The organism is Salinimonas profundi, assembly GCF_014750655.1.
GTDB lineage: Bacteria > Pseudomonadota > Gammaproteobacteria > Enterobacterales > Alteromonadaceae > Alteromonas > Alteromonas profundi_A.
Map to the genome: position 1 here is coordinate 528,155 of NZ_JABBXD010000002.1, position 15,610 is coordinate 543,764.

The 15,610-nt window shown below is 50.7% G+C and carries 12 protein-coding genes; 9 read left to right on the forward strand and 3 right to left on the reverse strand.

Annotated elements, in window-relative coordinates:
- Nucleotides 1-139: 139 nt before the first annotated feature.
- The gene (locus HHX48_RS06840; RefSeq protein WP_191023480.1) at nt 140-661 is read right to left on the reverse strand and encodes a CinA family protein; all 522 of its coding nucleotides are present in this window, start codon (nt 659-661) and stop codon (nt 140-142) included.
- Nucleotides 662-797: 136 nt separating this feature from the next.
- On the opposite strand from HHX48_RS06840, the gene mutS reads away from it, so the two are divergent.
- The 9 genes from mutS (at nt 798) to HHX48_RS06885 (ending at nt 13,547) form a co-directional block, all read left to right on the forward strand.
- Nucleotides 798-3,341, forward strand: a complete 2,544-nt coding sequence (gene mutS, locus HHX48_RS06845; protein WP_191023707.1) for a DNA mismatch repair protein MutS — start codon at nt 798-800, stop codon at nt 3,339-3,341.
- A gap of 175 nt (nt 3,342-3,516) precedes the next feature.
- On the forward strand, nt 3,517-5,148 hold the full coding sequence (locus tag HHX48_RS06850; protein WP_191023482.1) for a CTP synthase: 1,632 nt from the start codon (nt 3,517-3,519) through the stop codon (nt 5,146-5,148).
- A gap of 58 nt (nt 5,149-5,206) precedes the next feature.
- A complete protein-coding gene (gene eno, locus HHX48_RS06855; RefSeq protein ID WP_191023484.1) occupies nt 5,207-6,499 on the forward strand; it encodes a phosphopyruvate hydratase in 1,293 nt (430 codons plus the stop codon).
- Nucleotides 6,500-6,580: 81 nt separating this feature from the next.
- On the forward strand, nt 6,581-7,255 hold the full coding sequence (locus HHX48_RS06860; protein WP_191023486.1) for a hypothetical protein: 675 nt from the start codon (nt 6,581-6,583) through the stop codon (nt 7,253-7,255).
- 274 nt (nt 7,256-7,529) lie between these two features.
- Nucleotides 7,530-9,089, forward strand: coding sequence for a 2-isopropylmalate synthase (gene leuA, locus HHX48_RS06865; RefSeq protein WP_191023488.1), 1,560 nt, complete (start codon nt 7,530-7,532; stop codon nt 9,087-9,089).
- The gene (gene leuB / locus HHX48_RS06870; RefSeq protein ID WP_191023490.1) at nt 9,090-10,184 is read left to right on the forward strand and encodes a 3-isopropylmalate dehydrogenase; all 1,095 of its coding nucleotides are present in this window, start codon (nt 9,090-9,092) and stop codon (nt 10,182-10,184) included.
- 3 nt (nt 10,185-10,187) lie between these two features.
- Nucleotides 10,188-11,591, forward strand: coding sequence for a 3-isopropylmalate dehydratase large subunit (gene leuC, locus HHX48_RS06875; protein WP_191023492.1), 1,404 nt, complete (start codon nt 10,188-10,190; stop codon nt 11,589-11,591).
- Nucleotides 11,588-12,196 carry a 3-isopropylmalate dehydratase small subunit gene (leuD, locus tag HHX48_RS06880; protein WP_191023493.1) on the forward strand — a complete coding sequence of 203 codons (609 nt, stop codon included), beginning with the start codon at nt 11,588-11,590 and terminating at the stop codon, nt 12,194-12,196. Before leuC ends, leuD begins: the two co-directional genes overlap by 4 nt.
- A 166-nt stretch (nt 12,197-12,362) precedes the next feature.
- A complete protein-coding gene (locus HHX48_RS06885) occupies nt 12,363-13,547 on the forward strand; it encodes an HD-GYP domain-containing protein (RefSeq protein ID WP_191023495.1) in 1,185 nt (394 codons plus the stop codon).
- A gap of 3 nt (nt 13,548-13,550) precedes the next feature.
- On the opposite strand, the gene HHX48_RS06890 is transcribed toward HHX48_RS06885, so the two are convergent.
- Together HHX48_RS06890 and HHX48_RS06895 are read right to left on the reverse strand one after the other, a co-directional pair.
- The gene (locus HHX48_RS06890) at nt 13,551-14,678 is read right to left on the reverse strand and encodes a general secretion pathway protein GspB (RefSeq protein WP_191023497.1); all 1,128 of its coding nucleotides are present in this window, start codon (nt 14,676-14,678) and stop codon (nt 13,551-13,553) included.
- Entirely contained in the window at nt 14,671-15,582 is a 912-nt protein-coding gene (locus HHX48_RS06895) for an ExeA family protein (protein WP_191023499.1), read from the reverse strand. Before HHX48_RS06895 ends, HHX48_RS06890 begins: the two co-directional genes overlap by 8 nt.
- Nucleotides 15,583-15,610: the final 28 nt, after the last annotated feature.

Here is a 15,610-nt window from a genome sequence, read left to right on the forward strand (position 1 = left end):
GTGTAGCAGTGGCCTTTTCGTCGCAAGAGGCAAAATTTGCAATTGCGCTACCACGCTATGAATAATTAATGGCAGGCATCTTATACTGTATAACCATACAGTTTCAAGTGCCCGTTGGATTTTATTTACGCTACAAAGTCTATGCGTAGTTTTCAACTAGCCAATCGTGCAGATATTGCAGTGCAAAATTAACCGCCGCTGCGCGCACACTATCCCGGTCTCCGGAAAAATGCTGCTTGCTGGAAACGGTTTTGCCCTGCAAATAAAAACCAAACCACACTGTGCCTACTGGCTTATCGTCGCTGCCCCCGCCAGGGCCAGCAATACCACTGACACTGATGGCAAGTGGCGCGTTAGCGCGCTGCGCAGTGCCGACAGCCATGGCTTCGACACACTCACGCGATACCGCGCCGCAGGATGTCAGAATATCGGGATCAACATTCAACAGTGATTGCTTAGCATCGTTAGAATAAGTAACAAAAGATTGTTCAAACCAGTTCGAACTGCCGGCTACCGATGTAAATGCAAAGGCTAACCCGCCCCCTGTGCAGGATTCAGCGCAGCTGATGCTCAGCTTGTTGTCAGTTAACAGCTGCCCGATTCGTGTTATCATCTGCTGGCTTTGCGCGGCCACAGAAACGGTTGAAAAAGCCTGACTCATATCAATAATACGTAGCAAAATTTTATTCTTCGCAGTGTACCATTTCCCGGACAGCAGCACATCATTCTGACTGGCCTTTAATAGTGGTACCGTAAGTTAACGATACATCGAGGCACTTTTGGAATCACATACGCCAATGATGCGCCAGTACCTGAACATAAAGGCGCAGCACCCCACTATTCTTCTGTTTTATCGTATGGGCGATTTTTATGAATTGTTCTATGATGATGCCAAACGTGCAGCACAATTACTGGATATTTCGCTGACCGCTAGGGGTAAATCCGGAGGCGATCCTATTCCGATGGCTGGCGTTCCCTACCACGCTGTTGAAAGTTATCTGGCCCGACTCGTCAAAATGGGCGAATCCGTGGCTATTTGCGAGCAGGTAGGCGACCCGGCGACCAGCAAAGGCCCGGTGGAAAGAAAGGTACAACGTATCGTTACGCCCGGCACGGTTACTGATGAAGCATTGCTTGAAGAGCGTCGTGATAATGTGCTGGCAGCGGTCAGCGGCACCACCGACCGGTACGGGCTGGCAACTCTGGATGTCAGCAGTGGCAGGTTTGTAGTTGCAGAATGTACAGGCGATGAGGCTTTACTGGCTGAATTACAGCGGGTTAATCCGGCAGAGCTACTTTACCCGGAGGGCTTTAGTGGTATAGCGCTTATCGAAAAGCGCAAAGGCATCCGTCGACGCCCGGAGTGGGAATTTGACTACGATACCGCAGTTGAACAGCTGAATAACCAGTTCAATACGCGCGCGCTGACCGGTTTTGGTGTTGAAGACATGCACCAGGGGTTAAGTAGCGCTGGTTGTGTATTACAGTATGTGAAGGATACCCAGCGAACTGCCCTGCCCCATATCAATGCTATTCAAAAAGATGTGCAGGAAACCCGCGTGCAGCTGGATGCGGCCACCCGTCGCAACCTTGAAATCACACAAAATATGGGCGGCAACCAGGAACATACGCTGTTCAGTGTACTGGATACCACCGCTACCGCTATGGGCAGTCGCATGCTGCAGCGTTTTTTACACTCGCCAATCACCGACAGACATGAGTTGAACGCACGTCAGGATGCAATTGCCGCGCTGCTTGATGCACCAGGCCATGACATTGCTGATCAGCTAAAACAAATTGGCGATATTGAGCGGATTATGGCGCGTCTGGCACTGCGTTCAGCCCGGCCGCGCGATTTCGCACGGCTACGTAATGCGTTTAACGCACTACCGGCGCTATGCGACTCTCTGGCGCCATTTAATACACCGCTTCTGCATACCTTAAGTGATAAAATTGGTACCTACCCTCAACTTCAGGATCTGCTTAACAGAGCAATCATCGATAATCCCCCCGTAGTACTGCGTGATGGTGGGGTGATTGCCCCGGGATACAGTGAAGAGCTGGACGAGTTGAGGGATTTATCCCAGGGCGCCACCAACTATCTTCAGGCACTGGAAACCCGTGAGCGGGAACGCACCGGCATCAGCACACTAAAGGTTGGTTACAATAAAGTGCACGGTTTCTTTATCGAAATCAGCCGCGCACAGAGCGCCCAGGCTCCTGCTGACTATATCCGCAGACAAACGCTTAAAAATACAGAGCGCTACATCACACCAGAGCTTAAGGAACACGAAGATAAGGTCCTTACCAGTCAAAGTCGTGCACTGGCACTGGAAAAACAATTGTATGAGGCCTTGTTTGATCATTTCCACCCGGTGCTTAATGCATTGATTAATTCAGCTGCTGCGCTGGCGAAGCTTGATGTTATCCAGTCGCTGGCCGAACGTGCTGAAGCACTTGATCTGCATCGCCCCAGCCTGACCGATGAGCGACAGCTTACCTATCAGGAAGGCCGTCATCCGGTGGTAGAGAATGTCATGAGCGATCCGTTTATTGCCAATCCGCTGCAAATGGATGATGAACACAAGATGCTGATCATCACTGGTCCGAATATGGGCGGTAAATCAACCTACATGCGCCAGACAGCTCTGATTGTACTTATGGCTTATATCGGCAGTTTTGTACCGGCGCGCAATGCTGTCATCGGCAAGGTTGACCGCATTTTCACCCGCATTGGGGCATCTGATGATTTAGCGTCCGGCCGATCCACCTTTATGGTAGAGATGACCGAAACAGCGAATATTCTGCACAATGCCACGGAGCATTCACTGGTGCTGATGGACGAGATAGGTCGCGGTACCAGTACCTACGATGGTCTGTCACTGGCCTGGGCGTGTGCGCACCATCTTGCCAGCCAGCAGCATGCCTACACACTTTTTGCCACTCACTATTTTGAGCTGACGCAGCTCCCTGAACATCTTAGCGGCGTAGTGAATGTTCACCTCGACGCCATTGAGCATGAAGAAACCATTCGCTTCATGCACGCTGTAGAACAGGGTGCAGCGAGCCAAAGTTACGGCTTGCAGGTTGCTATGCTTGCAGGCGTGCCCAGGCAGGTCATCCAGGCTGCAAAATCCAAACTGCATGAGCTTGAAAGCAGCGCCGATATCACATCGCAAACGCAGTCTGAATCAAAGACGGTGCAGGCATCTCTGGACTTGCCGCCACCAGCCCAACCCGGCAAACTGGACGAGGCAATGGCTGCCATTAATCCTGACGATCTGTCTCCTCGCCAGGCCCTTGATTTGATCTATACGCTAAAACGCCTGCAGGACAATTGATCCTGCAAGGCAGTATCAATGCTTTGTGCTTGTTTCATTTAAATAAAGCGCCGCTGACGCTGGCAAACTGATTGTTTGCCAGCCACTCTTTGGGTATACTATTGCGCCGTCCAAGTGTTGTGGATTTGCGCCGCAAACACTCATTACCCATACAATCCAACGCCTTAGGTTTCGCATGACAAACTATATTTTCGTCACAGGTGGTGTTGTATCATCGCTAGGTAAAGGTATTGCTGCCGCGTCACTGGCAGCTATCCTGGAAGCGCGTGGTCTTACCGTCACAATGCTAAAACTGGATCCGTACATCAACGTTGATCCAGGAACAATGAGCCCGATTCAGCACGGTGAGGTTTTTGTTACCGATGACGGAGCGGAAACCGATCTGGATTTAGGTCACTACGAGCGTTTTATTCGTACTCGCATGACCAAACGGAACAACTTCACCACCGGACGGGTGTATGAAGAAGTACTTCGTCGTGAGCGACGCGGTGATTATCTGGGCGCAACCATTCAGGTTATCCCTCACATCACCAACGAAATCAAACGCCGTGTTATTGAAGGGGCGGAAGGGCATGACGTCGCCATTGTTGAAGTGGGCGGTACTGTGGGTGATATCGAATCACAACCGTTTCTGGAGGCCATCCGTCAGTTAGGCACGGAAGTAGGTCGTGAACGCGCGATGTTTATGCACCTGACACTGGTCCCTTACATGCCGGCCTCCGGCGAGGTCAAAACCAAGCCGACTCAGCACTCAGTAAAAGAGCTACGCTCTATCGGTATTCAGCCGGATATCCTTGTATGTCGCTCCGTTGGCGCATTACCCGCAACAGAGCGCTCTAAAATTGCGTTGTTTACCAATGTCGCAGACAAAGCCGTTATCTCGCTCAAAGATGTCGACAGCATTTATCGCATCCCGGCCGCACTGAAAGCTCAGGGTATGGATCAGTTGGTCGTTGACCGTTTTAAACTGGATTGTAAAGAGGCTGACCTGACCGAATGGGAGCAGGTACTTTATGCCGAGTCCAACCCCACCGGTGAAGTAAATATCGGTATGATCGGTAAGTACGTTGAACTGCCCGATGCATATAAGTCAGTGAATGAAGCCCTCAAGCATGCCGGTCTGAAAAACCGCCTAACCGTGAATATCCATCATATTGATTCTCAGGATGTTGAAACTAAGGGCGTTCAGATATTAGAGCCGCTTGATGCGATTCTGGTGCCCGGTGGTTTTGGCGAGCGCGGTATCGAAGGTAAAATTGCTGCGGCAAAATATGCCCGTGAGAACAAAGTCCCTTATCTGGGTATTTGTCTGGGCATGCAGGTTGCGCTTATTGAGTTTGCGCGCAATGTTGCCGGCATGGAAAACGCAAACAGCACTGAATTTAATCAGGACACGCCATTCCCTGTTGTGGGCCTGATAACAGAGTGGCTCGATGCCGATGGCAGCACTGAAATTCGTACCGAAGAATCCGATTTGGGCGGTACCATGCGCCTGGGCAGTCAGCTTTGTCATCTTATACCCAATACCAAGGTTTATGATCTGTACGGTAGTGAAACGATCTATGAACGTCACAGACACCGTTACGAAGTGAACAATAATCTGCGGGACAAAATCGAGCAGGCCGGACTTAAAGTCAGTGGTTTGTCCACTGACAAACGACTTGTAGAAGTTATCGAAATCCCTGACCATCCGTGGTTCGTAGCTGGCCAGTTTCACCCGGAATTCACTTCTACGCCCCGTGACGGACACCCACTTTTCAAGGGATTCGTAGCGGCTGCTGGCAAATACCAAAAAGAAAATCATTAATTTCTAATTACGGTGTGCCATAGCAACATGCGCACACCGACAACGTTGAGGAAATATCATGGCGAAGATTAGTCGCATTATTGGACGCGAAATCCTGGATTCTCGCGGTAACCCCACGGTAGAAGCAGATGTTTATTTAGACAGCGGTGTAATGGGCCGTGCTGCCGCACCCTCTGGTGCCTCTACCGGCTCCCGCGAAGCACTTGAGCTGCGCGACGGCGATAAATCTCGTTATATGGGTAAAGGCGTAACCAAAGCGGTTGCTGCAATCAATGACACTATCGCCCCTGCGCTAACAGGCAAAGATCCACTGGTTCAAAAAGAAATTGACGAACTGATGCTTGAGCTGGATGGCACAGAAAATAAAGAAAATCTGGGTGCCAACGCCATTCTGGCCGTATCACTGGCCGTCGCCAAAGCCGCTGCCGAAGAAAAAGGCGTTGCGCTTTACGAACACATTGCTGATTTAAATGGCACGCCGGGCGAATATTCAATGCCTGTCCCAATGATGAACATCATCAATGGTGGTGAGCATGCTGACAATAACGTCGACATTCAGGAATTTATGGTACAACCGGTAGGCGCATCAAGCTTTAAAGAAGCGCTTCGCATGGGTGCAGAAATTTTCCATAACCTGAAAAAAGTTCTGTCTGCCAAAGGTTTGAATACCGCGGTTGGTGATGAAGGTGGATTTGCACCGAATCTGAGCTCAAATGCTGAAGCCCTGGCGGTTATCGTTGAAGCGGTTGAGAAAGCCGGCTACAAAATGAATGAAGATGTCACGCTGGCATTAGATTGTGCAGCCTCTGAATTTTACAAAGATGGCCAATATGTGCTGTCCGGTGAAGACAAGAGCTTCGATGCCGAAGGCTTTGGCGATTACCTGGCAGATTTGACAAATCAGTATCCTATTGTCTCTATTGAAGACGGCCTTGATGAAAGTGACTGGGATGGTTGGGCGAGTCTGACAAACAAAATTGGCAGCAAAGTTCAGCTCGTGGGTGATGATTTATTTGTTACCAACACCAAGATCCTTCAGCGTGGTATTGAGAACAACATCGGCAACTCAATTTTGATCAAGTTTAATCAGATTGGCTCACTGACCGAGACATTAAACGCTATCAAAATGGCTAAAGATGCCGGATTCACCGCGGTAATTTCACACCGCTCCGGTGAAACTGAAGATGCCACTATTGCTGATTTGGCTGTAGGCACTGCAGCAGGTCAGATCAAAACCGGCTCACTGTGCCGTTCAGACCGAGTAGCAAAATACAACCAGCTGCTTCGTATCGAAGAAGCACTGGGTAGCGCAGCTACGTATCGCGGCCGCTCTGAAATAAAAGGCCAGTAAGGCTTTTTGGGGCCGGCGCAGTAGCGACCGGCCCAACTTCCTGTTAGGTTATGGCAACCACTAATCATAACCGGCTTACCGATGGCATCAGGCTTGGACCCGAATCAGACAAATTTTTTCGTTCAGCGTAACGAGCTGGACACAACGCCTGCACACTTTGCCGAGCTATGTACCGCGCTTTATGAGCGTGAACTGATGACGCTGGCGACGTCTTTGCCTGACGACAAGTCTTTAATTCAACAACGAATTCGTGGCCTGCCCCACCACATCCGGCATGCTGCACACTTTATGGCGCGTCAAATTTCCCCGCTGAAACTGGACAGTCACAATGCCGCCTGGCTGGCAAAGCAGCCTGGCAAATGTCCCGCGGACAAAATAACCGGGGACGCTACCCACCAATGGTTACAACGTTATGCAGCGCCGGGCCTGGTAGCTTGTGTACTGGTAGAGCACTATGATGCAAGCCATATTGAGCTGGACTCCATCGACAGAATAGATTCTGAACAGGAGCAAGTGCATGTCAACAAATATCGCTGGTTTTCTTTTAATGGCGAAGCGCAGGCATCTCGCTCCCAATATGCCCGTCTGACTCTGCTTAAGCCTACAAAAGCCACTGTCTCGGCAGCCTGTTGCGGCCATCGCTGGAACCTGCGCGGTAAAGTCAGCCCAAGAACGTTATCATTGCGTGAATTGTTGCTGGCGTCGAGCCTCGATTGGAAGCATTTTCGTTACCCGGTTAAGTTCCAACTGGACTGACCAACCATGAAAATCAACCTCGTTCAAGACTTGCTTGGAAATAATAAAAAAGAGATGTAAACAAAGGTTGACCTACCGCCGCTCACTGGTTACATTGATGGACACATTCTGGTCAGGCAATACCGTTACATTATGATTATGCAACGTCTTATTACTCTTCTACTCCTTATGGCAGCAAGACTGCACGGGTAGATAGCGACCAGCGAATTCTACAAAAACCCGTGCCACAGGCGCGGGTTTTTTTTTGGGTTAAATTAACAGGCGAGACAGTGCTATGACGAATCAGGTAAAAATCTTTGATACGACACTTCGCGACGGTGAGCAAGCGTTGCCGGCAAGCCTGAGTGGCAAAGAAAAGCTTCGGATCGCGCTGGCTCTGGAGCGTCTTGGCATAGATATCATTGAAGCAGGGTTTCCGGTGTCGTCACCGGGCGATTTTGAATCTGTCAGAAGCATTGCCCGGGAAGTGAAAAATGCAACAGTGTGCGGCCTGGCCCGTGCCGTTCCTGCTGATATAGAGGCATGTGCAAAGGCGTTGAGTGTAGCCGAGCATTTTCGCATTCATACGTTTATTGCCACCTCCGATATTCATGTAGGCGCAAAATTAAGAAAGTCTCAGGACGAAGTGGTCGATATGGCAGTGGCGGCAGTAAAGCTGGCCCGCAATGCCACCGATGATGTCGAATTTTCCTGTGAAGATGCCGGCAGAACACACATCGACTATTTGTGCAGAATGGTAGAGGCTGCGATCAGCGCGGGCGCTACCACGGTCAATATTCCTGACACGGTGGGCTATACCACCCCCACCGAGTTTGGCGGCATCATTAATCAATTGTTTAACCGTGTACCGAATATCGATAAAGCGATTATCAGTGTGCACTGCCATAATGATCTTGGTCTGGCCGTTGCTAACTCTCTGGCCGCTGTAGAAGCCGGTGCCAGACAAGTTGAGTGCACCGTAAACGGTATCGGAGAGCGTGCGGGAAATTGCTCTTTGGAAGAAATTGCCATGATTCTGCAAACCCGCAAGGACATGCTGGGGCTGACCACCGGCATCAATACCACCGAGATCTCCAGAACCTCCAAGCTGGTCAGTCAGTTGTGTAACATGCCGGTGCAGGCGAATAAAGCCATTGTCGGCGCTAATGCTTTTAGTCATTCATCAGGCATTCATCAGGATGGCGTGCTAAAAGCGCAGAACACCTACGAAATCATGACACCTGAAAGTGTCGGCATTAATAAAAATAACCTGAACCTGACATCCCGTTCAGGGCGTCACGTTATCAAACACCGCTTAACCGAGCTGGGCTATAAAACCAGTGACTATGATCTGGAAGCAGTCTACACCGCATTTTTGAAGCTGGCTGATGCCAAAGGCACAGTCTACGATTATGACCTGGAAGCGCTGCTGTTCTTCGATCAACAAAAGCATGAAGCTGCTTACTATAAGCTGCTGTACTTACAGGCAAACAGCGGTCGTGAAATTATTCCCAGTGCCACGGTGAAACTTGCCGTCGGCGATCAGGAAGTCACCCGGGCGGCAACAGGAAACGGTCCGGTTGATGCCGCGTACGAGGCAATTATGAACATTCTGGGCAATCCGGACATCGACATCGTTGATTTCACCCTGGATTCAAAGGGTGAAGGGGCGGATGCTCTGGCCCAGGTAAGTGTCATCGCTGAATACAAAGGTCGTCGATTTCATGGTATAGGCCTTGCCACTGACATTGTTGAGGCGGGCGTAAACGCGCTAATTTATGTGTTAAATAATACCCATATTGCTGATCAGATTGATCATCATAAAAGCCAACAGGAACAGGTAGCAGGAGTGTAAATGAAGCAATTTTCTATTGCCGTCTTAGCCGGCGACGGAATTGGCCCGGAAGTCATGGAGCAGGCCAATAAAGTCCTTGATGCTGTTGAGCAACGATTCGAAGTAAATATCCATCGCACTGATTACCCGGTGGGTGGCTATGCGATTGATACTGAGGGTGAAGCGCTTCCGGCGAAAACATTGCAGGGCTGTGAACAGGCCGATGCCATATTATTTGGCTCTATCGGTGGGCCTAAATGGGATACGCTACCTCCGGAAAAGCGCCCTGAACGTGCCGCACTACTTACTCTGCGAAGCCACTTTGATTTATTCAGCAACCTCAGACCAGCCCGCATTTATCCGGAATTGGCGCACTTGTCACCACTGCGCGAAGATATTGCCAAAAGCGGTGTGGATATCCTGGTGGTGCGCGAACTGACCAGTGGCATTTACTTTGGCCAGCCCAAAGGTCGTGATGGTGAGGGAGAAGATGAATATGCGTTTGATACCATGCGCTATTCAAAAAGAGAAATCAGAAGAATTGCGCATTCAGCATTTCAGGCAGCACAAAAGCGTAATAAAAAGATGACCTCGGTGGATAAGGCGAACGTGCTGACTACCAGCCGGTTATGGCGTGAAATCACCGAAGAGGTTGCCGCTGACTACCCGGATGTGTCGTTGGAACATATTTATATTGATAATGCCACCATGCAGGTAATGAAAAATCCGGCGCAGTTCGATGTCATGCTTTGTTCCAATCTGTTTGGCGATATTATTTCAGATGAATGCGCCATGATGACCGGCTCGATGGGCCTGCTTCCCTCAGCCAGCATTAACGAAGAAGGATTCGGCCTGTACGAACCGGCCGGCGGATCAGCACCGGACATTGCAGGTAAAAACCTGGCTAACCCTATCGCGCAGATACTCTCTGCCGCCATGATGCTGCGCTACAGCCTGAACCTGGATAGCGCCGCTGAGGCCGTTGAAAACGCAGTTTACCAGGTGCTTGAACAGGGTATTCTGACCGCTGAGCTTGTCGACAGCGACAAGAAGGCAGCCTCCACCAGCGATGTGGGTGGTGCGATCGCCCGCTTAATTACCGAACAAAAGGCGTAAGTGATGGCCAGAACATTATATGACAAAGTTTTCGATGCGCACGTTATCGATACCATCGAGGGTGACAGCCTGCTGTATATCGATCGCCACCTTATTCATGAAGTGACCTCACCGCAGGCTTTTGCGGGGCTGGAAGAAAAGCAGCGCAAAGTCAGACGACCAGACCGCACCATTGCCACCATGGATCACAGCATTTCCACCCGCTCCCTGGCTCTGGATGCCTGCGGTCCGCAAAACGCGCTTCAATTGCAGACCCTGCAAAAAAACTGTGAGGAGCACGGTATCCGGCTGTTTCCGGTGGGCCATCAGAAGCAGGGCATTGTGCACGTGATGGGACCGGAATTAGGACTGATTCAGCCGGGAATGACGGTAGTGTGTGGTGACTCACATACTGCAACGCACGGCGCCTTCGGTGCACTGGCATTTGGCATTGGTACCTCTCAGGTAGAACATGTTCTAGCGACTCAAACGCTGAAACAAAGCAAAGCGAAGAGCATGCTGATTCAGGTCGATGGCACATTAAGTCAGGGCATCACGGCTAAAGATATCGTGCTTGCGATCATTGGCAAAATTGGCCACGCCGGTGCTACCGGGTACGTTATTGAGTATGCGGGCAGTGCTATTGATTCGCTGTCGATGGAATCGCGCATGACGATTTGTAACATGAGTATCGAGGCGGGTGCCAAGGCTGGCATGATTGCGCCTGACCAAATCACGTTTGATTACCTGAAAGGACGCGAGTATGCACCGGATGCTGATTTTGACGCCGCCTGTGAACACTGGCGCTCACTACACTCTGACCCGGATGCGCACTTTGACGCGGTTGTCAGCCTGCACGCTGATGACATTCAGCCACAGGTTACCTGGGGAACGAATCCAGGCCAGGTTATCGGGGTGAGTGACCCCATTCCCGGACCTGACGCATTTACCGACGCCGTAGCGCAGGAAAGCACCCGTAAAGCATTAGCATATATGGGGCTACAGGCCGGTGCAACGCTGGATGCGGTTGCCGTCAGCCATGTATTTATTGGTTCATGTACCAACGGCAGAATTGAAGATTTACGCGCAGCAGCCAGCATCGCGCGTCACGGCAAAGTAGACAAAAGCGTTACGGCAATCGTGGTGCCGGGCTCTGCCGCGGTTAAACGTCAGGCTGAGGCCGAAGGCCTTGATAAGATTTTTATCGAATCAGGCTTTGAGTGGCGTCTTCCGGGCTGCTCGATGTGCCTGGGAATGAACGATGATATTCTGGGCGCGCAGGACCGGTGCGCCTCTACCAGTAACCGGAACTTTGAAGGCAGACAGGGCCGTGGTGCACGCACTCATCTGGTCAGCCCGGCGATGGCTGCCGCTGCCGCACTACGGGGCCGTTTTACCGACGTCAGAGAGTTTGGAGAGCAGCAATGAGTTCACAGCAAGGTTTTACTACACACAGCGGTACCGCCTGCCCGCTCGACCAGGCCAATGTCGATACCGACCAAATCATTCCAAAGCAGTTTCTGACCGGCGTGACGCGCACCGGCTACGGTAAGCACCTTTTTCATGACTGGCGATATCTGGATTTACATGAGCAACAACCCAATCCTGATTTTGTACTTAACAATGCAAACTATCATGGTGCCAGTATTTTATTGACCCGGGAAAACTTCGGATGCGGCTCAAGCCGTGAACATGCGCCCTGGGCGCTGGCCGACTTTGGCTTTCGTGCGATTATTGCCACCAGCTTTGCTGATATTTTTTATGGCAACTGCATCAATAATCAGTTATTACCGGTCACCCTGGAAAAGCCAGCCATTGACACGCTGTTTAAGCAGGTTGAGCAAGCGCCACAAACATTGATAACGATCGATCTTGAGGCACAGACGGTCTCGGCGGGCGACACCAGATGGCAATTCGAGATTGCTGAACATCACAAGCATAATCTGTTAAAAGGACTGGATGCTATCGGGCAAACGCTTGAAAAACAGGCTGCCATTGAAAAATATGAACAAAGTCAGCCGCAGTGGCTGTGATTTCGACTATAATAACCGGCGGCGCTTTACGCGCCGTTTTTCGTTTCTGCAGTACGGTTTCCAAAGCGGGTATACTTTGCCCTTTCGCCGTAATCAGATCGAATGTCGGCTAATCCACATCCTCACATCTTGAGATATGTTGTACAGGAGCGTGAAAGGAGCATGTATGCATAAAAACCTTTCCATTGATGAGTTAAAACCAGGCATGTTTGTCAGCCAGGTGACAGAGCAAACCGGAAAAATTCGTGTTCGTTCTGGCGGGCTGGTAAAAACTGATGCCGTTATTGAACAATTGCGTGAACGTGGTATTCGCCGCATCGACGTTGATCTGAGTCGCAGCACTTTACCCGCCGAAGCAATAGCCAGCGACACTACGCCGCCGGCTACTAAGCCTGAAAAGCCAACTGCCACACCACAGGCCATTGTCCATGCGGACGCGCTTTATCAAAAAGCGGTCAGCCTGCAAAGCAGCCTGGTGAAATCTTTGAAAAGTGGCGCGGCTAACGATCTTAAAGATGCAGACTCGCTGTCTCAGAGCATTATCGATAGTGTTTTTGATAATCAGGATGCCATTTCCTGTCTGACGATGATCAAAAATGCTGATGAATATACCCTTGAGCATGCTATCAACTGCAGCATTCTGATGGCCGTCTTTGCTGCTGAGCGCGGATTTGACCGGGATACTATCGACACAATCTGTATGGGCACCTTGTTGATGGACATTGGTATGTCACTGCTTCCGCCTGAGTTGCGTCAGCAAAATGCGCCTTTGTCTGCAGACGATAAAGCCGTCGTAGAATCTCACGTTGAACAGGGACTTGCGCTGGTTGAACAATACGCAGATATTTCAGATTTAACATTGACCATTGTAGCCCAGCATCATGAACGTGTGGACGGCAGTGGTTACCCCGCGCAGTTACAGGGCGAAGAGATTTCCGAGTTCGCCAGAATGGCCGCGATTGTAGATACCTATGACGCCATGATCTCTAACCGGCCGCATCAACCGTCTGTCACCCCGGCAGTGGCGCTAAAGCGCCTGACCAAAAACCCGGGGCTGGATCAGAGCCTGGTTAAGCAATTTGTTACGCTTATTGGTGTGCATCCGGTGGGTTCACTGGTCCAGTTAGCCAGTGGCAAACTGGGCATTGTCGTTAAAAACAATGCGTCTGATATGTTAAAACCGGTAGTGATGGTGTTCTACAGCGTAAATGGCGGTCACTACAGTGAAATAAAGCGAGTTGATTTATCCTCATCGAGTGATGAAATCGTCGGCGGCGTGCGGCCGGACGACTTTAATATCAACCTGCCTAAATTTTTTCGCGACGTATTTGTTCACCAGATGCCAGACTAGCACTTACCAGTCGGTAAGTGCTGCCATGGTGAAACGTTCGTTTTCAAATTCCAGCACCACACGCTGTCCCTGGATGGCGACAATTTGCACCTTATCTGCAATCCAGTCGCCCTCACCTAATTGATTTCCATTCACCCTGACCCAGCGATCGGCAGGATTAGATGCGTACATATGCGCACTGAATTTCATGGTCGGCAAGCGGGTCAACATTCTGACCGGAAGCTGGTCCACGCGCTGGATATCCTGACTGACCGTAACCGGTGTCTCGGCAGGTTGCTCGGCGCTGGCCTCATCACTGTCCAAATCTTCTATGGCTTTGTTGAATTTATCCAACAGCTCCTGTGATACCTGCCCCTGTGTAGGCACGTCAGGCTGATTAAGCACAGTGCCCTCATAATCGTCGGTAGCTTCGGTTGCCTGTTGATTGGTCAGCGCAGCTTCATCATTGTTTTGCTCATTGGCTACGGTATTGTCCACCCCATCTTCAACCGGCGGCGCGTTTTGCGCTTGCTGCTGTGCCTGTGTCTCAGTCTGTGAACTTTCAGGTGCTGTGGTCGCGTCTTCATCAGGCACTGAGCCAGTGTCATTGTTCTGCTTAGCAACTGTTGCATCTTTTGCTACCGGTGTATCCCGGGTAATCTCAGGCGGCGTTTTGTCTGCTGACGGTGCGCTGCCTGATACTGTTTCAGCCGTATCCTGCATCAAACGTGGCCACCAGATATGACTGGTACCGCCGGCAAAACCGATCAGCCCCCCTAACAGAGTCAGCAAAAGATAAGCGCCTATCAACTTTGAAGAGCGGCGCCAGGCACCGGGTAAGCTCTGTACGCTGGGCAGGAATAAACTTCGGTTGAACTGTTCGGTGAGATTTTTATCCACGCCGGAGCGCTTATCATGATCGCCACGGAGTAATTGCTGAGTATGCGTGCGCTGATTAAGCCGCGCATCAATCTCCACCGTTTGTTCAGGATCAATCTCCACTTCCTGAACGCCCATCTCAGCCAAGCCTTCTACCATCGCCTGACTGGAAACCAGCCCAGACTTTCTGATGTTTACCGGGCCATTTTGTCGTGTGATCCGCGTGATCACCATTCCCGGTCGTAATGCTTCGATGCCTACCAGCTTAGACATACCACCTCCCGGCCATGAAACCCAGTGCCACTGAGACGATAAGTACCACCATCATCCATAAGGTTTGCTGACCGCGCAGACGCTGGGAAACCACGTCTTCGCCAAGAATTTGTTCACCGGCAGCCAGCAGAACCGATTTTTTCACGACGGCATGCTGTTTGGTAAATGAAAGTGTCAGTGCTCTGTCGCACAGCAGATTAATAACACGGGGAATACCCGCTGTAATGCGATGGACTGTGCGGACTGCTGCCGGACTGAAAATACTGATATCGCCCTGCGCGACATCCAGTCGATGGGCCATATATGCACTCACCTCGGGTGCTGTGAGGGGTAGCAGGTGATAGCGTGCGGTAATGCGCTGGGCTAATTGACGTAGCTCATTACGCTTTAATAATTCTTGCAGTTCCGGCTGACCAATCAAAACCACTTTCAGTAGTTTTTCACGGTTAGTCTCAAGATTGGTTAATAACCGAAGCTGCTCAAGCACCTCTGGCATCAGGTGCTGCGCTTCATCAATAAGCAATACCGTATTCATGCCCGACTGATGATTACGCGCCAAACGGCTTAGTATCTGGTCGGTGAAATATTTCAGGCTGGCTTTATCCGGGTCATAACTGATACCCAGCTCATCACAAACTGTTGCCAGTAGCTCGATGGCCGATAACGTCGGATTAAGAATCATGGCAACCTGTGTATTGTCTGGCAGCTGCTGCAATAACTTGCGTGACACCGTCGTTTTACCGGTGCCCACCTCGCCGGTGAGCATGACAAATCCGCCGCTTTCGCGCAGACCGAAAGTCAGATGCGCCAGCGCTTCTTTGTGGCGCGGGCTCATATAGAGATAGTCCGGATTCGGCGCAATCGAGAACGGGTTATCGTTCAAGCCGAAGTAATTCAGATACATGAAGATTCTTATTTATAAAACGTGACAA